Below are 18,225 nucleotides of genomic sequence, written 5' to 3' on the forward strand. Positions count from 1 at the left end.
CCCCTCCAGGCTCCAACGCCGCAGCGCGGAATAGGCTTCCATTCCGCCGCGTCCTCGTGGGAAAGCCACGCCCCTGCATTGCACCATTTCGAACGAGCCCGATTTGTCCAAGATCACGATCGGCCGCCAATTCTGCGGCCCCCCGAACTCCGGCAACGGCGGCTACGTCTGCGGCCTGCTGGCGGAGGGGCTGGACGGCCCCGTCACCGCCGTTCTCCGCGCGCCGATCCCCCTCGACGTGGAACTCGACCTCGAGGACCAGGAGGGTGCGCATGTGTTGCTCGGGGAGGCTGGCCCCATCGGCAGCGCCGGGGCGGCCAAGATGGCGCTGCCCGACCCACCGCCCGCGCCCAGCCTGGAGTCGGCCCGCGCGGCCGCCGCGCGACATGTCGGCCTGACGAACCGCGTCCATCCGATCTGCTTCACCTGCGGCACGGCGCGGGAGGAGGGCGACGGCCTCCGCGTCTTCCCCGGCCAGGTGGAGGGCGCAGAGCCCGGCCTCGTCGCCTGTGTCTGGCGCGCGCACGAAAACTTCGCCCGCGCCGACGGGACCATCGCTCCCGAGGTCGTGTGGGCCGCCATCGACTGTCCGGGCTACTTCGCCTGGGTCGAGAAGGAGGGCCGGCACGGCGCCCTGCTGGGGACCATGACCGGGGGAGGTGGTCCGCGCCCCGAAGGCCGGCGAGGAGTGCATCCTGGTCGCTTGGCCGCTGTCGAAGGAAGGCCGCAAGGAGTTCGCGGGCGTGGCGCTCTATTCCGCCGCCGGCGAACTGCTTGCCCGGGCCCATCAGGTCTGGATCGTCATCGGGCCGCCGCCAGGCGGCTGAGTTTCCCCGCGCTTGCGCCCGCGGGACTGAGCCGCCACCCTCCGCCGCCGGAGGGGACATCCATGCGCGCTGCCTCGGTTTCGGACTTTCGCGAACTGGCGCGCCGGCGCCTGCCGAAGATCTTTTTCGAGTACATCGACGGCGGCAGCTACGCCGAGGTGACGCTCGCCCGGAACGTCCGCGACCTCGAGGAGATCGCTCTCCGCCAGCGGGTCATGGTCGACATGACGCAGCTGTCCATGAAGGTCGAGACGCTGGGCCAGACTCTCGCGATGCCCGTGGGCCTGGCGCCCGTCGGGATGGCAGGCATGTACGGCCGTCGCGGCGAGGCCCAGGCGGCGCGCGCCGCCGCGTCCGCCGGCGTCCCCTTCACGCTGTCCACCGTCGGCGTCTGCTCGGTGGAGGAGGTGGCCCGGACGGGCACGCCGCCCTGGTTCCAGCTCTACATGCTGAAGGACCGCGGATACATGCGCGAGCTGTTGGCCCGCGCCAAGGCGCTGGGTTGCCCGGTCTTGGTGTTCACGGTGGACCTGCCGACGCCGGGGCCCGCTATCGCGACGTGCGATCCGGTTTCACCGGCGCCTCCCGGATGGAGGCGGCCCTGGCCCAGGCCTGGGACGGCGTCACCCACCCCGCCTGGACCTGGGACGTCTTCGTCCACGGCCGGCCCCATACCCTGGGCTCGGTGGCCGCCGCGGTCACCGAAAGCCGGCGTGTCACCGACTTCCTGTCGTGGATCGCCCGCAACTTCGATCGCTCCGTGACCTGGAAGGACCTCGACTGGGTGCGCGAGACCTGGGACGGCCCCATCGTCGTCAAGGGTGTGCTGGATCCCGCCGACGCCCGGGATGCCGTGAAGGCGGGGGGCGCAGGGCCTGGTGGTCTCCAACCACGGGGGCCGACAGCTCGGCGGCGTCCGCTCCTCGATCTCGGCCCTGCCGCCGATCGCCGACGCGGTCGGCGATGATCTGGAGGTCTATATGGACGGCGGCGTCCGGTCGGGCCTCGACGTACTCAAAGCCCTGGCCCTGGGAGCGAAGGCCTGCTTCGTCGGCCGCGCCTGGGCGTATGCGCTGGCGCCGGCGGCGAGGCTGAGGTCCGCAAGATGCTGGACATCCTGCGTTCGGAGCTGGCGGTGGCCATGATCCTCACCGGCTGCACCGACGTGCGCATGGCCGGCCGCGACCTCCTCGACCTCGACTAGGAGCTCGGGGCGGCCGCGACGCCGCTGGGCCGATGGGCGCCCAATCCGGTGCGGAACAGCCTCATCATCGGCTTCTCGGCGAGGTGGTAAACCACGACCCCCGCGACGACGCCGGCGACTAGGCTCGTGGCGAAAACCAGCGCGGGCGACGCGAGGCCCAGGGCTCCGAGCATCCGGACAGTGGCCGAGATCGCCAGGCCGTGGAACAGATAAAGGGAGTAGGAGGCGTCGCCCACCACCCTAAGCGGCCAGAGGTCGGGCACCCGCCCGTGCCGCTCGACCGTCACCGCGCCGGCGACCAGCAACAGCGCCGGCGCCCCCACCAGAGGACCCGGCCGTTCGCGACGTCGATCCCGGCCAGCGTCACCGCGGCGAAACCCGCCAATCCGAGCGCCGCCAGCAGCCATCCGATGCGCGCGCTCGGCAGCCGGTTCTCGGACCACAGCTTGCCCAGCCACACGCCCGCGCCGAATTCCAGGAGGATCGGGTCGGTGTAGGTGGCGATCAGCGGGTTCTCGGCATCCAGCAACGGCCGGATCGCCACCAGCAGCACGAGCGCCGCCGTGACGATCCAGACCCGCAGGCGCGCCGGCGCCAAAGAGCCCGCCCGCGAACAGCAGGTAGAAGAACATCTCGTAGTTCAGCGTCCACCCGGGGACGATCAGCGGAGCGATCAGGCCGCCGGCGTCGTGGTACGGCACGAAGAACAGGGATTTGAGCAGGGCCTCGAAGGAGACCTGCAGGTTCGGGAATGAGCCCGGGATCGCCAGGGCCACGCCCACCACCAGCAGGGTGGCGGCCCAGTAGAGCGGCACGATCCGCTGGACCCGGCGCATCAGGAAGTCGCCGGGGCTCGGCGTCTTGCGGCAGGTCACCACCCACATGATGAAGCCGGAGATGACGAAAAAGACGTCGACCCCCGCCGCACCCACGCCGAAATGGCCGCCGGCCCTCTCGGCGGCGTGGAAGACCAGTACCGCGAAGGCGGCGATCCCCCGCAGATATTGTATCGAGCGCACCTCTCCGGGCGCGCGCGGCGTTTGCGTCTCCGAGATCGCCCCTGCCGTCATATGAACTCGAACCCCTCCGCACGCGTAACTGCGCCATGGTTCCAAACGGCCGCTCGCGCGTTTGGTTCGCGACCTCATGCTTCAGCTTTCAGGGGGCGCGTTCGTGAAGCTGGCCTACTTCGTCCACGACCTGTCGGATCCCGCCGTCGCGCGGCGGTTGCGCATGCTGAAGGCCGGCGGCGCGCAGCCGGTGGTGCTGGGCTTCTGCCGGGCCGAGACGGCGCCTGAGACCCTTGAGGGCTGCGTGACGGTCAACCTGGGCCGCACGTACGACGCCCGCCTCGGCCACCGTGCGAAGCTGACGGCGCTGACGGCGCTCAGGGCGAGGCGCTTCAAGACGCTGATCGCCGACGCCGAGGTGGTGATGGCCCGCCAGCTCGAGATGCTGGCCATCGCCGACGCCGCACGCCTGCTCTGCGGCCTGAGGTCGAGGCTCGTGTACGAGGCGCTCGATATCCACCGGATGATGGTTCAGGACACCGTCAAGGGTCTCGCCATGCGCAGCGTCGAGAAGGCGCTCCTGCGGCGGGCAGACCTCCTGATCGTCAGCTCTCCCGCCTTCGTGGAGTCCTACTTCAAGCCGATCCAGGGCTTGGGCGACGACGTGCATACGCCGCTGATGCTGGTGGAGAACAAGGTGCTGGAACTCGCCGCCGGACCGCCTCCCGCGCCGCCTCCGCCGGCCGGCCCTCCGTGGCGCGTCGGCTGGATGGGGGCCATCCGCTGCCGCAGAAGCCTCGACATCCTGACGGCGCTCGCGACACGGCGGCCGGACCTCGTGGAGGTCCGGATCCACGGCCGCCCGGCCCATGTGGAATTCGACGACTTCGACGCCCAGATCGCGGCCGCGCCGAACGTCGCCTTCCACGGCCCGTACACGGCGGCCGACCTGCCCAGGCTTTATGGCGACGTCCATTTCTGCTGGGCGATCGATTTCATGGAGGAAGGCCTCAACTCGTCCTGGCTGCTGCCCAACCGGCTCTACGAGAGCGGCCGCTACGGCTGCATCCCGGTGGCGCTCCGCGACGTGCAGACCGGGCGCTACCTGGAGCAGCACGGCTTCGGCGTGCGGCTGGCGAAGGCGGAGGATCTGGAGACGTTCCTGGAAGGCCTGACGTCGCAGCGCTACGCGGAACTGCGCGCCGAACTCGCGGGCCAGCCGCGGGACGCCTTCGTGGCCGACGAGGCGGCCTGCCGACATCTGGTCGAAGGGCTGAGAAAGCCCGATGGCGGTCTTGGTTCCTACGGCCAAGGCTCGGAATCGGCCTCGCGGAAAATCGCAGCTTAAGCTTGGAAAACCTCAGGAATCCGTCGGAACGGAATCTTAAACTTACGGTTTAAGGCGGGTCCGTCGCCCAAGCTTCCGTGGCGCGACGGCGCTGGTCGAACCGCTCGGACGCGTGATCCAAGATGCAGTATCCCAAGCCCAATACCGAGCTTAATTCGGAAACGGGCCGCACCCGCCATGGCGATGACGTCAGCCCGCGCTGGGCCGAGCCGCGCTCGTTCGCGCCGCTCCGGGGCCGCGCGAAGGGGGCTGGGCGAGGTCGAGGCCCGCTGGCCGCAGGCCTGGAACGCCATCGCGCCTAAGGACCTGATCCGGACGCCCGCCAACTGGCCGGCCGCCGACGCGGCGACCGAGAACCGCGTGGTCATCGTCATCCCCTGCCTCAACGAAGCCAAGGCGATCGCCACGGTGATCGATCGGATCCTTGACGACCCGGGCCTCGTCGATCCCCTGTTGCTGGTGGCCGACGGCGGCTCCACCGACGGCACGCGCGATATCGTCAGCGAGATCGCGGCCCGGGACCCGCGGGTCCGGCTGGTGCACAATCCCGCGAGGCTGCAGAGCGCCGGCATCAACCTCGCCACGAGCCTGCTCGACGATCGGCGACCCTGGATGGTGCGCGTGGATGCCCATGCCGACTACCCGCCGAACTATGTCTCGACCCTGATCGCCGAGGCGAGGGCCACCGGCGCGACGTCGGTGGTGGTCTCGATGGACACCAAGGGCGAGGGCGTGTTCCAGCGCGCCACCGCTGCGGCCCAGAACTCGGTGCTCGGCACCGGCGGCTCCGCCCACCGCCTCGCCGGCGAGGGCAGGTGGGTCGACCATGGCCACCACGCGCTGTTCCGGCTGGACGCCTTCGAGGCGGTCGGCGGCTACGACGAGAGCTTCAGCCACAACGAGGATGCCGAGCTCGACCTGCGCCTGACCCGCGAGGGCGGCCGCATCTGGCTCACCGACAAGGTTCGCATCGGCTACCATCCGCGCTCCACGCCCCAGGCGCTGTGGAAGCAGTACTTCAGCTACGGCAAGGGCCGCGCGCGCACCGTGCTGAAGCACTTCACGCCGCTGAAGGTGCGCCAGGCGCTGCCGTTGGCGGTCGCCCCCGCCGTCGCGTCGCTGCTCGCAGCGCCCCTGTTCTGGCCGCTGGCGATCCCGGCGCTGACGTGGATGCTGGCGACCCTGACGTTTGGGCTGCTGCTCGCCGTCAAGCACCGCAGTCCGGCGATCGCCCTCTCAGGGCCTGCCGCGATGATCATGCACCTCTCCTGGTCGGCCGGCTTCTGGTGGCAGCTCGTCAGCGACAGGCCGAAACCGGAGCCGCTGGAAATCCACCCGCCGCTGCTGCGCAGTGCGACGGTGACGTCATGACCGAAGGCGCAGCGCCGCTCGTCTCGGTCATCACCGCCAACTACAATGGCGCGAAGCATCTCGCGCCCGCCATCCGCTCGGTCCTGCGCCAGACGCTGGGCGACCTCGAGCTGATCATCGCCGACGATTGCTCCACCGACGACAGCCTGTCGGTGATCGCCGCCGAGGCCGCCGGCGACCCGCGAGTCCGGGTCCTGGAGGCTCGGGCGAACGCCGGGCCCGGCGCGGCCCGCAATCGCGCGCTGAAGGCGGCCCGCGGCCGCTACGTCGCGGTGTTCGATTCCGACGACCTCATGGCGCCCGACCGGCTGGAGAAGCTGGTAGCCCGCGCCCGTGTGGACCACGCCGACATCGTCGTGGACAACCTGCTGGTCTTCCAGGACGACGGCTCAGCGCCGTGGCGAGCCTTCCTGTGTCAGAAGGCCTGGAGCCACCCGCGCTGGATCACGCTCGCCGACTACATCGAAGCCGGCCGCATGTATTCCCGGCAACCGGGGCTTGGCTACCTGAAGCCCCTGTTCTCGGCCGAGGTCCTGAAGAACGACCGCTACAGGGAAGACCTGCGGATCGGCGAGGACTACGACCTCGTCCTGCGGCTGTTGGCGAAGGGCGCGCGCATGCGCTTCCTTCCCGACGCCCTCTATCGCTACCGCAAGCACGGCGCGTCGATCTCGCACGTCATGCGCCGCGAGCACATCGAGCAGATGCTGGCCGCCGACGCCGCGCTGCAGATCGAGAAGCGCGCCGAGTGCGAGGCCGTCCGCCGCGCCCAGGAGCGCCGCCGCCGCTCGCTGGAGACGGCGCTGGTCTATGACCGGGTGATCTGCGCGCTGAAGGCCCGGCAGGTGGGCGAGGCGCTGGGCGCCTGCGCCACGCAGCCTGCGGTGTGGCCGTTGCTCACCATGCCGGTGACCGCCCGGCTGAAGCGGCTCGCGGCCCGCGCCACCGCCTGACCGAGTTCCGCTAGACGGCTTCCGTCGCCGGCGCCTTGCCGTGCGCGCGGGCGAACACCTTGGCGTCCGCCAGCAGCTGCCGACGAGCCAGCGCCAGCATCACCCCGCCATAGACCGTACCGCCCAGAGCGATGGTCGCCGCCAGCCGGCCCAGCGAGGGCAGGGCGGCCAGCATGGGTTGGGCGGCCCAGATCGCGCCGGCCATGGCGGTCACGCCCACGGCGGCGGGCAGAAACGCGGACGCGAGCCGGAGCCGCGGGACCTTCAGGTCGCGGGCCAGCACTTCCAGATAGGCCAGCATCACCAGCAGCACCGCCGTTCCGATGGCGGCCGAAGCGGTCTCGACGCCGAAGCGGGAGAAGACTGCGATGGTGGTGATCGTCGTGGCGCCCGCCAGCATGGTCATGCGCAGCTGAAGGTGCGAGCGGCCGAGGCCCATCAGGATGGCGCCCATCACCAGGCAGTGGGCGAAGCCGAAGCCCGCGGCGGACAGGCGTGTCATGACCGGGGCGGCGGCGTGCCACTTGTCGCCCAGCACCAGGGCGACGGCGACCGGCGCGATGATCGCCAGGCCGACGAAGGTGGGCGCCAGGACGGAGGAGGCCAGCCTCAGGGCCGAGACGGCGAGATCGGCCGCCTGGCCGCGCGCACCGTCATGCGCCGCCCGGGCCACCGCGGTGAAGACATAGAGATAGAGCGGTCCGGAGATGATCAGATCCGGCACCCGGACGATCTGGTAGGCCATGGCGTAGAAGCCCAGCGCGGTCGCGCCCAGCACCCCGCCGACGATCATGTTGTCGGCGTTGCGCGACACGAAGTCCGACAGGTTCGAGCCGATCGAATGCAGGCCGAAGCGGACTAGGTCCTTCACCTCCGAGGGACGGAAGTAGGCGCGTATCTTCGGCCGCGCATTGAGGTTCACCCAGGTGAACTTGCAGGCCCACAGGGTCAGTTGCTGGAACACCAGGCTCCAGGCGCCGGCCCCATTCAGGGCGGCCGTGAGCGCGACCGCCGCCGAGGCGGCCGTGGCGATGAAGTCGCCGCCGGCGAAAACCCCGAAGCGGCCCTCCCGGATCACCCGGGCGTTGGCCACGGCGGTCAGGCCGCTCATCACCAGGATAGGCGACAGGGCCATGATCAGCCACGGCAGGCGCGGCTGATCCAGCACCAGCGCCAGCGGCCAGGCGCCGAGGCAGGCGAAGGCGGAGAGCGCCAGGCCAAGGCCGCCGGCCAGCCAGAAGACCGTCGACTCCAGTTCCGCCGTCACGTCCTGCCGCCGCGCCAAGGCCTGGCTCATGCCCGCGTCGGCCAGCATGTTGCAGAACAGGATGAACGGCACGGCCAGGGCGACGAGGCCGTACTCCGAGGGGCCGACCAGCCGCGCCAGGATCGGCAGCATCGCCAGCTGCACGCCCATCCGCAGGAAGTTGGACCCGCTGAGCGCCAGCGCCCCCAGCGCGGCCGGATCGAACCGGCGCCGCGCGCGCACCCCCGCCAAGGTCATCGGCCGGGGCTGCGCAGCCGGCGGGAGATGGGCTGCGGCCGCTCATGGGCCCAGCCGGCCGCCGAATAGTCGACGCGGGCCAGCCGCACCACATTGCTCGGCACGTAGGCATGGGCCTGCCGCGGGAGCCTCACCCGGCCGAAGCCGGGCGCCGAGGGCGGCGAAGGCCAGCACGGTCGAGAAGTAGAAGGGCGCGACGCCGATGGTCTCGATCGGCGTCCGGGCCAGCATGTAGAGCAGCAGGCTGATCCAGCAGACGAGGGCGATGGAGGGCCGCTCGACGAACCGTTTCACGAGGAAGATGACGCCGATCAGGGCGACGATGGCGAACAGGATGAGGCCGACCCAGCCCACCGTCACGAGCAGCTCGACGGCCGTGTTGTGGAAGGTGAAACCGCCGCGCTCGTCGATGCCGAAGTAGCGCCACAGGCCCTCCGCATCCATGTTCCCCTGCTGCCAGAAGGCGTAGTAGCCACGTCCCAGCGCCGGCTTTTCCTGGATCAGGTCGGCGGCGCGGTACCAGAGGTAGGTCCGGCCCGTCAGCGTCGGGTCCTTGTCGAAGATCTGGGCGCCCATCTGGATCATCGTTTCCGCCAGCCAGCGGGACGAGAGGCCTGCCGCCAGGATGCAGAGCGCAACGGCGCCGGTCAGCCAGCCGCGAACGGCCTTGCCGACCGCCAGCAGGGGCGCCAGCGCCAGCAGGGCGCCCACGCCCATGGCCATGCCCAGCAGAGCGCCCGCAGAGCGCGCAGCGGCGACCACATAGAGGTCCAGCAGCATGGCCACGCCCGCTAAGCCGAGCCAGATGAGGTTGCGCTGCTTGATGGCGAGCAGCGCGACCGCGACCGACACGATCATTCCGGCCGAGGCGATGTCGCCCAGCAGGTTCTTAGAGCCCGAGAGCCCCGAGAACGCGTAGCCGCCGGCGCCTGACGCCAACCGCCACCGAGCCGCCGAAGGCGATCGAGGCCGCGACATAGGTGAAGAAGGCCAGGGCGAGCCCCTTCAGCACGGCGCCTTGGCTGCGCGCCGACGACAGCAGGAGCCCCGCCAGCACCGTCAGGCCCAACATGATCGACAGCTTGAAGGTCTCCTTCGGCGCCTCCGACCAGACGACGGAGAACAGCGCGAAGGCGGGCGCGAGGAACAGGAAGGCCCGCGGCAGCATGGTCCGGAACAGCCGCTCGCGCCGCACCCAGGCATAGGCTGGGATGATCGCCACCAGCATGGCGGCGCCCAGCGTCTGCAGCTGGGCGATGAACAGCAGCGGCAGGAACATGGCGAAGGCGAAGGCGCCGTCGGCGTCGACCGTCAGCGAACCTAGTCGCCAGCCGATCGCCGGCTGCTGCGACGCCTCCATTCGCTGCTCGACGAGCCGCTCGTCCACGAGCCGCAGCACGCGGGCGTCGGCCTGCTCGCGCCGGCTCGGACCGGTCTGCGCCTCGTCGCCGCCGCGCAGCCGGCGCGGCCGGATGGACTCGCTCCCGCCGGCGTCGCGCAGGCGCCCCGTGGGATTGTGCCGGCGGCCGTGGCCGAAGTCCCAGGTGGTGCTCATGGGGCGAACCTGTAGGCGCGGATGTAGTCGATCGTGAGCTTGGCGGGCAGGGGCGTGGATGCGTCGGGCGCGCCCGCCCAGTCGCCGCCGGATGCAATATTGGCCAGCATGTACATGGGCTTGTGCATGTCGCCCGGCGTCTTCTCCCGCCGCACCTGGCGGCCGTCGATGAACCAGGTGACGTGCTCGCGGTCCCAGGCCACCGCATAGGTGTGGAAGTCGTCCGGCGTGACCCGGAACTCCTGGCCTTCGATCTTGGCGGCGTTCGAGTGGTAGGTGGCGTAGACCTTCGAGGGGTCGCCAACGCTCTCCATCACGTCGATCTCGGGCGGCCAGGACAGGTCCTTGGGCAGCAGCCAGAAGGCCGGCCAGACGCCCTTGCCGCGCGGCAGCTTGGCCCGCATCTCGAAGTAGCCGTAGGTCTGCGAGAAGCTGGGCTCGGTGGTGATCAGGCCCGAGACGTATTCGAAGCCGCCCAGCGCGTCGGCGTGTTGCTTAGGCGCGCGGTCGAAGATGATCTCCAGGTGACCTTTCTGGACGCGGAACGGATCGAGCCCCAGCGGGCGGTCCCCACGCCGGCGCTCATGGCCCTCGTCGTCGCCGTGGCGCCCCGGATGGCCGCGCATGTCGGGGTCGACATAGAGCTGCACCTCCTTGTTCCACTTCAGCGTCCGCAGATTGAAGTCGTCGCCGTGGTCGTCCCGCCCATCGCGGAACGTCGTGCGCCAGACGCCCTGGCCGCCGCGCCAGGGACGGAAGCTGTCGAACTCGTCCTGGAAGACCAGCTCGAGGCGGCGCCCGTCGGGCGCCTGCTTCAATGGGCCGGACTCCGCCGCCGCCTGCTGGCAGGCCGCCGTCGCGAGGACGGCGGCCACCAGGGCGGTGAGACGTGCGCCTGCAAGAGTCATCTGCATCGCCCCCGCCAGGCTCACGCCGCGGCGATGTAGTAGTTCTTGAAGTAGCCGTAGTAGTCGCTGGAGTCGCCGTAGCCGTAGCGCGCCTGGCCCTTGACGTTGACCTTGGTCAGCAGGGCGCCGGCGACGTTGGCCCCGCACTCCTGCAGGATGTCGATCGCCGACTGGGCGGCCCGCAGCGGGGTCTTGTTCCACTGCACCAGGTACAGGACCCGGTCGGCCTTCGCGGCCAGGATCCGCGCGTCGGCGACGCCGAGGATCGGCGGGGCGTCGAGGATCACGTAGTCGAACCGTTCCGCCAGATCCTTTAGCACCTCGTCCGTCTTGGGGTTCGAGAACAGGTCGTAGGGGATCGACTTGCCGGCGGCCGGCAGGATGAACATGTTGCTCTTCGGGTCGTGCACCAGGGCCTCCGAGAGAGGCACGTCGTCCTGCACCACCTCGACCAGTCCCACTTCCTTCGGGCCGGCCAGCTTGGTGGCGCCCCGCTGGCGCAGGTCGCAGTCGACCAGCACGACGCTGGAGCCGGACAGCGCCAGGGTGCGGGCCAGGCAGAACGAGGTCAGGCTCTTGCCCTCCCGCGGAACCGCCGAGGTGATGGCGATCAGCTTGGAGTCGTCGCCGCGGCTCGACACCATCAGGAAGGCGCGCAGGTTGCGGAACGCCTCGGCGAAGCCCGAGAACGGGTGGCTGACCAGGTACTCGGCCGGTTGCGCCTGGGGCCCGCGCAGGCCCTTCGGCTTGATCGAGCGGAAGTCGGGCAGCACGCCGGCGAAGGCAACGCCCAGTTCGCGTTCCACGTCGACCCGCGAGCGCAGGTGCTTGTCCCAGAACTCGGCCATCAGCATGGCGGCGGCCGCGGCGATGAGGCCGGCGAGCACGGCGAGCGCCGCACCCAGCTTCATGTTCGGCGACGAGGGCTGGGTCGGGATGGCGGCTGGCGAATTCACCCGCGCATCAGCCTGTTGCAGCGAGCCGGCGGCGGCCACTTCCTTGGCGCGCTGGAGGTAGGCCTCGTAGATCGCCTTGGCGGCGTCGGCGCGCTGCTGCAGCGGCAGCAGGCCAACCATCGCCGAGTTGTTCTGCGCGATGCCGCCTTGGGCTGCGCCACGGCTGCCCGAGAGCGACCCCACCCGGCCGGCGGCGGCCTGGGCGTCGGCGCGCAGGCTCGACATGATGCGGTTGATCTCGGCCTGGATCTGGGCGCGGATGTCCCGCAGCTGGCTCTCGGTGCGCTTCACCTCCGGATACTCGTCGGTGAAGTCGGTGCGGAGCTGGGCCAGCTTGACCGACAGCTCGGCCTCGCGCTTGCGCATCTCCTTGATGGTCTCGGAGCCAAGGGCGGCGCCCACGTCAGAACCCATGTTCCCGTTGCGCAGCTGGGCCTGAGCGGCGGCCACGCGCGCGGCCTTCTCGGCGGCCTCGGCGCGGGCGATCGCCAGCTGCTGGTTGAGCACCGACACTTCCTGCTCGGCCATGGTCTGGCCTTCGGTCGAGAACAGGCCGTTGGCGTTCTTGTACTGCTGGACGCGCGCCTCGGCCTGCTCGGCCTCACGCCGCATCTGCTCCAGGCTCTTGCCCAGTTCGCTGTTGGCGCGGGTCACGGCGGCGATCTTGTCGTCGAGCTGGCGGTCCATGTAGGTCGCCATGATCGCATTGGTGATGCGGGCCGACTTCTGCGGCGAGGTGGAGCTCGAGCCCACCTGGACCACATAGGTCAGGCCGGCGCGGCGAACCCAGGTGCGGTTCTTCAGCGTCTCGGCGACCTGCGAGACCAACTGCGGGCTCGGGTTCGCGATCGGCGGCTTCGCCGGGGTCATGCCGAACATGCCCGGCCCCTGGCGCGGGTTGTACTCGGGATCGTTGTACAGCTTCTCGCGGCGGACGACGTCTTCGTACAGGGCCTGGGAGCGCAGGATTTCGACCTGGGTGTCGACGGCGCTGGTGTCCGGCGGCAAGCCGGCCGACTGGCGCTCGGTGCTGGTCAGCTGTGCGGTCTTGGGGTCGATCACCACCGAGCCTACCGCGGAGTAGGTGGGGGTCTTCAGGGCGAACGCGCCCAGCACGAGCAGGAAGACCAGGCCGGCGACTCCGAGGCCCAGCTTCGCCCGCTGCAGCAGGATGCCGAAGAGCTGGCGGAGGTGCATCCGCTCCGGCTCGATTGGCCGGAAGGCGGGCGCCGGATGCGCCGGCAGCTCGTGCGTGACGGGAATGAGCGTGTTCATGAGGCGACCTGCGTTCGGGCTCTTGTCGGGATGGGTCGCCGGGCCGGGAAAGCTCAGCGGCGGGGCCACGCGCGGCCCATCCGTGTCGGAAAACTAGCGGTGCTGATAACCCCGACTTTCGCAGCCGGTTCCGTGGGTTGCGGCCGCCAGGGCGGGGGTTTCGGCCGGTGTGTCCTGAAGGCTCATCCGGGTGCGCCGGATCACCAGGCCAGCAGGCCCAGGATCGGGAAGACGCCCTGGAAGTTCTGGATGAACTTGCTGCCGCCGGAGGTGTCCACGACGACGATGTCGTTGCCGTAGATCTGCGGATCGTCGGTCTTGCCGGTGCGGATGTCGTTCAGGTTGAACGTGGCCGCGTGGCGCTTGCCGCCCACTTGCCGGAAGACGGCCACCTTCTTCACATTGGCCAGCTTCTGGTCGGGGCCGCCGCCCAGCGAGATCGCCTGCAGCAGCGTGGTCGGACCTGACAGCGGATAGACGCCGGGCTTGTTGACCGCGCCGTCGATCGTGACGCGCTGGCTCTGCGCGTTCTTGACCGTGACGATGACCTGCGGGTCCTTCATGTACTTGGCCTTCAGCGCCTTCTCGACGTCCTCCGAGAATTCGCCCGGGGTGCGGCCGCCGGCGTGCATGGAGCCCACCAGCGGCAGGCTGACGTTGCCGCCGTTGTCGACCTGCACCTCGCGTTTCAGGTCGTCGATGCCGAAGACGTTCACCTCCAGCACGTCCTGGGCGCCGATGCGGTAGTCGGCGGCGGCCGGCGCGATGAGCGCAGCCGAGTCGGGGGCGGGCAGGGTAGCGTTTTTGCCGGCAAGCGCCGGGCTCGCCGCCACGAGGAACGCGGCTGCGGCGATCGAAAGCAGATGCCTGCGCATGGTTTGGCTCCGAGAAAAAGAAATCGCGACCAGACGATTTGGATCGGCGGGCCACGCCTATCCGGGGCCATCAACACCCGGGCCGCCCGGGCCGTTCCCGCGCCGCGGCGCCGATTTGCGGTTGCGCCTCAATAAAGTTCGAGTTCGCGCCAGCCGGCGAGGCGGGCCACCACCCCGGCATGCAGCGCCCCGCGTACGAGCCAGCGGCCGCGACGCGCCGGCGAGAAGGCGGTGACGGCGGCGCCTGCGAGGCAGACCCCGCCCTTGGCCGTCGCCAGAATTGTCTGGGTCAGCCGCCCTGCGCCTCGCGCGGCGCTGGCCTTCAGGCGCGAGCCGTGCGTCTGACCGGTGCGGAAACTGCGCTTCAGAAGCCACCGCAGCGACGCCCGTTGCGGCGGGACGGGCTCGTGGGCCAGGGCCTCGGGGGCGTAGCCGATCGTGCCCCCGGCGTCCGTCAGGCGATAGAAGAAGTCGTCGTCCTCTCCGCCCTGGCGGCCGAGCGCCAGGTCGAACCTGAGACCCAGGCCTTCGATCGTCCGCCGCCGGATCATCACATTGCCGGCGTAGCCCTTGAGGATGCGCCCGCCGACCCGCACCGGGCCGGTCGAATGGAAGTCGCCGGCCGCGATCCAGCCTGGCGTCTCCTGGCCATAGACCGCCTTCACCGGCCCGAGCACCGCGTCCCAGCCGCCGGCCTGAATCTCCGCCAGCAACGCCGCCAGCCATCCGGGCGCGGCCGTCTCGTCGTCGTCCAGGAAGGCGAGGAACTCGCCCCGCGCGGCGTCCAGACAGGCGTTGCGCGCCAGCGAGATGTTGCGAGCGGGCGCGTGAACATAGGTCACGTCCAACAGGTGCGTCTCGGCCGCCGCCAGGACGCGCGTCCGAGCCTCTGGCGTCTCGTCGTTGTCGGCCACCACGACCCGCATCCGAATCCCGTCAGGCAGCGTCTGACGGGCCAGCGAAGCCAGCGTCTCGGCGATCGCCGGGCGGCGGTAGGTGCAGACGCAGACGTCCACATCGATGGTCATGGGGGCCCCGGGCTAAGCTTCGCCGCCGAAATGCCGGGGCGGCGCGAGGGTTCCGTGCTCCGGGCGCAGATCACGTTTTCGCAATCGCGAGATCGAGCGGGGGCATTGCGGCAACCCGAGCGCCGGCTGCGTGTTCTGGACCGGTCAGCCGGAGGAGGACGGGGAATGCACGAGCCGCGATCGTTCGCCTATTCGCTCAGCCAGTGCGAGAGCGGCTGGAACTGGAGCGTCTACGACGAGGATGGCGAGACGGTCGCCCGAGGCGCCGACGCCAGCCGCGCCGCCGCCCAGGCCGCCGTCGACAGCATGCTGAGAGGCGGCGCGTCTTTGGAGATGGCCGCCCGGACGGCCGCCTAGCGCCGTGTCGTCCGCGCTCGGACGCGCACCGCCTGCGCCTGGCGGGCCCGGACCTTCGACCACATCACAATGGAGAGCCCGGCGGCGAGCGGCCAGGCCATGGCGCCAAGCGCCAGGGCGATGTCGACGGTCGTCGCGGCGGTCGTCTGCATGGAAGTTCCGTCCCTTGTCCGCATCGACGGAACCTCAGACCGTCGGCGCGCACAATCGCGCTTTACGCCGCATGCGACGCGACGTGGATACAACAGTCGGTGATCACGGCGCCCGACCGACGATTGATTGGGAACCTCTGGCGACGACGGACGGTTTCTCGGCCTGTTTTTGGCGAGGAGTGGCTTCGCCGAACTGCTTCCGATCTGGGTCACATGTCTGAAGTCCTTTACGCCAGCGCGGCGGCGGCGCGTCCGCGCACACGTTCCCTGAACTGGGATCAATCGATCACCGACGTCATGAACTTCACGATCGCCTTGGCGGCGCTGATCTTCCTCGCCCCGCTGATGATCGTGGTGGCCTTCCTGGTCTACGCCCAGGACGGGGGCCCGGCGCTCTTCGGGCACAAGCGGCTTGGCCGCGACGGCCGGCACTTCAAGTGCCTCAAGTTCCGCTCCATGGCGGTCGACGCCGAGCAGCGTCTGGCCGACCTGCTGGCGCGCGATCCCGCCGCGCGCGCCGAGTGGGAGAAGGATCACAAGCTGCGCAACGACCCCCGCGTGACCAGGCTGGGCGCCTTCCTGCGCAAGTCGAGCATCGACGAGCTGCCGCAGCTGTTCAACGTTCTCCGCGGCGAGATGAGCCTCGTCGGGCCGCGGCCGATCGTCGACGCCGAGGCGCCAAAGTACGGGCGGCGGTTCCGCCAGTACTGCTCCGTCAAGCCCGGCATCACCGGGCTGTGGCAGGTCAGCGGCCGCAACGACACCAGCTATCGCGCCCGGGTCGCCATGGACTGCGTCTACGCCGCGCGTCGCAACGCCGTGATGGACTTCAAGATCATGGTGGCTACGGTTCCGGCGGTGCTTCTCAGCCGCGGTTCGTACTAGAAAGGCCGCATGCCGGTACGCGACGCCAAGGCGGCTGCGGCCGCCTTCTGGCGGCTCCTGAGACGCTTCGAATCCCGCGCGCTGCTCTTCGTCCTCGCGGCGGCGGGCGCGGTCTGGGCCTTCTTCTCCATCGCCGAGGAGGTGGCTGAGGGCGAGACCCACGCGGTCGACGAGCGGATCGTCCTCTTCTTCCGCAACCCCGCCGATCTCAACGATCCCATCGGGCCGGGCGGCTTCGAGGAAGCCGTGCGGGACGTGACCGCCCTCGGGGGCTTCACGCTCGTGACCCTGGCCACCGTGGTCGGCGTTCTCGCCTTCGCCTTTCGCGGCCGCATCCGCCACGCGGCCGTTCTTCTGGGCGCGGTGCTCCTGGCGCTGATTTCCAGCGAAGGGATGAAGGCGCTCTACGGCCGGCCGCGGCCGGACCTCGTGCCCCACGGTTCGAATGTCTATTCGGCCAGCTTCCCCAGCGGCCACTCCACGTTGTCGGCGGCGACCTTCCTCACCCTCGCCATGCTGATCTCCAGCCTGGAGGCGCGGCGTCGGATGAAGGCGCTGGTCTATGCGCTGGCCTTGCTGCTGCTGGCGACCGTCGGCCTCAGTCGCGTGTACCTCGGCGTGCACTGGCCCAGCGACGTCCTGGCAGGTTGGTGCCTGGGCGCTGCCTGGGCGTTCGTGGCCTGGGTCGTGCTGCGCGCCGTCGGCGGCCGCACGCGCGGCTAGCCGAAGGCGGACAGGTCCGGCGTTCGCCCGTTCCAGCCCGAGATCTTCTCGAACGCGGCGCCCAGGCTCACCACAGCCGCCTCGTCGGATGGCCGTCCCAGCACCTGCAGGCCCGCCGGCAGGCCGTGGTGCGTCAGACCGCAGGGTACGCTGATCCCCGGCAGGTCGAGGTAGTTCGCCGCCCGGGTCAGCCGGCTTAGCGGCGAGACGGTCTCGTCCACCGCCTCGATCGGGGGGCGGCGATCGGGCAGGTGGGCGAGAGCAGGCCGTCATAGGGGGCCAGCCAGGCTTGGAAGGCGGCCTGGTCCTCGGCGCGCCGACGGTGCGCCTCCTCCAGCCGTGCGTCGGTGATACCGCGTCCGGCCTCGAAGCGCCGCACGATCCACGGATCCATCACCTCGGCCAGGTGGGTGATGCGCGGGCCCCAGATGCGCCAACCCTCGCCGGCCATCAGCAGCCCATTGGCCAGGAAGGAGTCCTCCAGGATGGGCGGCGGAGCCACCGTCTCGACCACCACCCCGGTGTCCGCGAAGCGCGCGACCGCATCGCGGTAGAGCCGCGCGACCTCCGGATCCACCTCGCCCAGCGCCTCGACCGCAAGGGCGGCCACCCGCCGGCCGCGGACGTCGGCCGCCAGCGCCGCCTCCGGATCGAACGCCTCACGGACTGCAACTGCGCCGTCCGGGCCCGAGATCGCGCCAAGCACCCGCGCCGCCATGGCGACGTCGCGCGCCAGCACGCCCACCGTATCCAGCGCGGGGCTCAGCGGATGCACGCCCCGCAGGCTGACGAGGCCGCGGCCGGGCTTCAGCCCCACGACGCCGCAGACCGCCGCCGGGATCCGCACGGAGCCGCCGGTGTCGGTGCCCAGCGCCGCATCGCAGAAGCCGGCCGCCACCGCCACGGCCGAGCCGGAGGACGAGCCGCCCGGCGCGCGATGCACCTGGGCGTCCCAGGGGTTCCAGGGCGCGCCGACCGCGCGGTTGGTGCCCCAGCCGCCATAGGCCAGTTCCACCGTGTGGGTCTTGCCGACGATGCTCCAGCCCGCCTGCAGCAGCCGCTCGACGACACGAGCATGGCGAGCCGGGGAGGGGTCCAGCGGCACCCGCGCACCGCCGCCGGTCGCGACCCCGGCCACGTCTATCAGGTCCTTGACGCACAGCACTGGCCCGTCGCCGCCGGCCGCCTCGTTCTCGCCGGGCAGCGGCGGATCGAACACCTGAACCAGGGCGCGCAGCCTGGCGTCGTAGCGGCGTATGCGGGCGAGCGCCTCTTGCGGGGTCATGGTTTCCCT

General features: G+C 70.4%; 17 protein-coding genes and 1 pseudogene. 7 read left to right on the forward strand and 11 right to left on the reverse strand.

The window, feature by feature from the left end; all coding sequences use genetic code 11:
• Positions 1-889 precede the first annotated feature (889 nt).
• Positions 890-2,031: pseudogene (locus LRS10_RS14530) on the forward strand (L-lactate dehydrogenase).
• On the opposite strand, the gene LRS10_RS14535 reads toward LRS10_RS14530, so the two are convergent.
• The gene (locus LRS10_RS14535) at positions 2,028-3,050 is read right to left on the reverse strand and encodes an acyltransferase (protein ID WP_257837896.1); all 1,023 of its coding nucleotides are present in this window, start codon (positions 3,048-3,050) and stop codon (positions 2,028-2,030) included. The pseudogene LRS10_RS14530 and the gene LRS10_RS14535 sit on opposite strands and share 4 nt — an antisense overlap.
• A 154-nt stretch (positions 3,051-3,204) precedes the next feature.
• Here LRS10_RS14535 and LRS10_RS14540 point away from each other — a divergent pair, with 154 nt between their 5' ends.
• The 3 genes from LRS10_RS14540 to LRS10_RS14550 all read left to right on the forward strand — a co-directional run bounded on the left by LRS10_RS14540 (position 3,205) and on the right by LRS10_RS14550 (position 6,713).
• Positions 3,205-4,389: a glycosyl transferase family 1 gene (locus tag LRS10_RS14540; protein WP_257837897.1), complete on the forward strand. Its 1,185-nt coding sequence runs from the start codon at positions 3,205-3,207 to the stop codon at positions 4,387-4,389.
• A 177-nt stretch (positions 4,390-4,566) separates the two neighbouring features.
• A complete protein-coding gene (locus LRS10_RS14545) occupies positions 4,567-5,760 on the forward strand; it encodes a glycosyltransferase family 2 protein (RefSeq protein ID WP_257837898.1) in 1,194 nt (397 codons plus the stop codon).
• Positions 5,757-6,713: a glycosyltransferase family 2 protein gene (locus tag LRS10_RS14550; protein ID WP_257837899.1), complete on the forward strand. Its 957-nt coding sequence runs from the start codon at positions 5,757-5,759 to the stop codon at positions 6,711-6,713. The genes LRS10_RS14545 and LRS10_RS14550 overlap by 4 nt, the downstream gene beginning before the upstream one ends.
• A gap of 10 nt (positions 6,714-6,723) precedes the next feature.
• Here the strand turns inward: LRS10_RS14550 and LRS10_RS14555 are convergent, their stop codons facing one another.
• The 7 genes from LRS10_RS14555 to LRS10_RS14585 form a co-directional block, all read right to left on the reverse strand.
• Positions 6,724-8,217, reverse strand: a complete 1,494-nt coding sequence (locus LRS10_RS14555; RefSeq protein WP_257837900.1) for a lipopolysaccharide biosynthesis protein — start codon at positions 8,215-8,217, stop codon at positions 6,724-6,726.
• A gap of 42 nt (positions 8,218-8,259) precedes the next feature.
• Positions 8,260-9,156 carry an O-antigen ligase gene (locus LRS10_RS14560; protein WP_257837901.1) on the reverse strand — a complete coding sequence of 299 codons (897 nt, stop codon included), beginning with the start codon at positions 9,154-9,156 and terminating at the stop codon, positions 8,260-8,262.
• Entirely contained in the window at positions 9,107-9,772 is a 666-nt protein-coding gene (locus LRS10_RS14565) for a hypothetical protein (RefSeq protein WP_257837902.1), read from the reverse strand. The genes LRS10_RS14560 and LRS10_RS14565 overlap by 50 nt, the downstream gene beginning before the upstream one ends.
• Positions 9,769-10,686 (reverse strand): glycoside hydrolase family 16 protein, encoded by a 918-nt coding sequence (locus LRS10_RS14570; protein WP_257837903.1) that lies wholly within the window; start codon positions 10,684-10,686, stop codon positions 9,769-9,771. The genes LRS10_RS14565 and LRS10_RS14570 overlap by 4 nt, the downstream gene beginning before the upstream one ends.
• A gap of 14 nt (positions 10,687-10,700) precedes the next feature.
• Positions 10,701-12,980 carry an AAA family ATPase gene (locus LRS10_RS14575; RefSeq protein ID WP_257837904.1) on the reverse strand — a complete coding sequence of 760 codons (2,280 nt, stop codon included), beginning with the start codon at positions 12,978-12,980 and terminating at the stop codon, positions 10,701-10,703.
• 131 nt (positions 12,981-13,111) lie between these two features.
• Positions 13,112-13,786: a polysaccharide biosynthesis/export family protein gene (locus LRS10_RS14580; RefSeq protein ID WP_257837905.1), complete on the reverse strand. Its 675-nt coding sequence runs from the start codon at positions 13,784-13,786 to the stop codon at positions 13,112-13,114.
• A 128-nt stretch (positions 13,787-13,914) separates the two neighbouring features.
• On the reverse strand, positions 13,915-14,814 hold the full coding sequence (locus LRS10_RS14585) for a glycosyltransferase family 2 protein (protein WP_257837906.1): 900 nt from the start codon (positions 14,812-14,814) through the stop codon (positions 13,915-13,917).
• A 165-nt stretch (positions 14,815-14,979) separates the two neighbouring features.
• Between LRS10_RS14585 and LRS10_RS14590 the strand changes: the two genes are divergently transcribed.
• The gene (locus LRS10_RS14590; RefSeq protein ID WP_257837907.1) at positions 14,980-15,171 is read left to right on the forward strand and encodes a hypothetical protein; all 192 of its coding nucleotides are present in this window, start codon (positions 14,980-14,982) and stop codon (positions 15,169-15,171) included.
• Here the strand turns inward: LRS10_RS14590 and LRS10_RS14595 are convergent.
• Positions 15,168-15,323 (reverse strand): hypothetical protein, encoded by a 156-nt coding sequence (locus LRS10_RS14595; RefSeq protein WP_257837908.1) that lies wholly within the window; start codon positions 15,321-15,323, stop codon positions 15,168-15,170. The two genes, LRS10_RS14590 and LRS10_RS14595, sit on opposite strands and share 4 nt — an antisense overlap.
• 213 nt (positions 15,324-15,536) lie before the next feature.
• On the opposite strand from LRS10_RS14595, the gene LRS10_RS14600 reads away from it, so the two are divergent.
• On the forward strand, positions 15,537-16,208 hold the full coding sequence (locus LRS10_RS14600) for a sugar transferase (protein WP_257837909.1): 672 nt from the start codon (positions 15,537-15,539) through the stop codon (positions 16,206-16,208).
• A gap of 9 nt (positions 16,209-16,217) precedes the next feature.
• On the forward strand, positions 16,218-16,931 hold the full coding sequence (locus LRS10_RS14605) for a phosphatase PAP2 family protein (RefSeq protein WP_257837910.1): 714 nt from the start codon (positions 16,218-16,220) through the stop codon (positions 16,929-16,931).
• On the opposite strand, the gene LRS10_RS14610 is transcribed toward LRS10_RS14605, so the two are convergent.
• Positions 16,928-17,152: an amidase family protein gene (locus LRS10_RS14610; protein ID WP_257837911.1), complete on the reverse strand. Its 225-nt coding sequence runs from the start codon at positions 17,150-17,152 to the stop codon at positions 16,928-16,930. The two genes, LRS10_RS14605 and LRS10_RS14610, sit on opposite strands and share 4 nt — an antisense overlap.
• Positions 17,128-18,216: an amidase gene (locus LRS10_RS14615; protein ID WP_257837912.1), complete on the reverse strand. Its 1,089-nt coding sequence runs from the start codon at positions 18,214-18,216 to the stop codon at positions 17,128-17,130. The genes LRS10_RS14610 and LRS10_RS14615 overlap by 25 nt, the downstream gene beginning before the upstream one ends.
• Between the last annotated feature and the right edge of the window lie 9 nt (positions 18,217-18,225).

The organism is Phenylobacterium sp. J426, from assembly GCF_024699945.1.
In the GTDB taxonomy this organism is placed as follows: Bacteria; Pseudomonadota; Alphaproteobacteria; order Caulobacterales; family Caulobacteraceae; genus Phenylobacterium.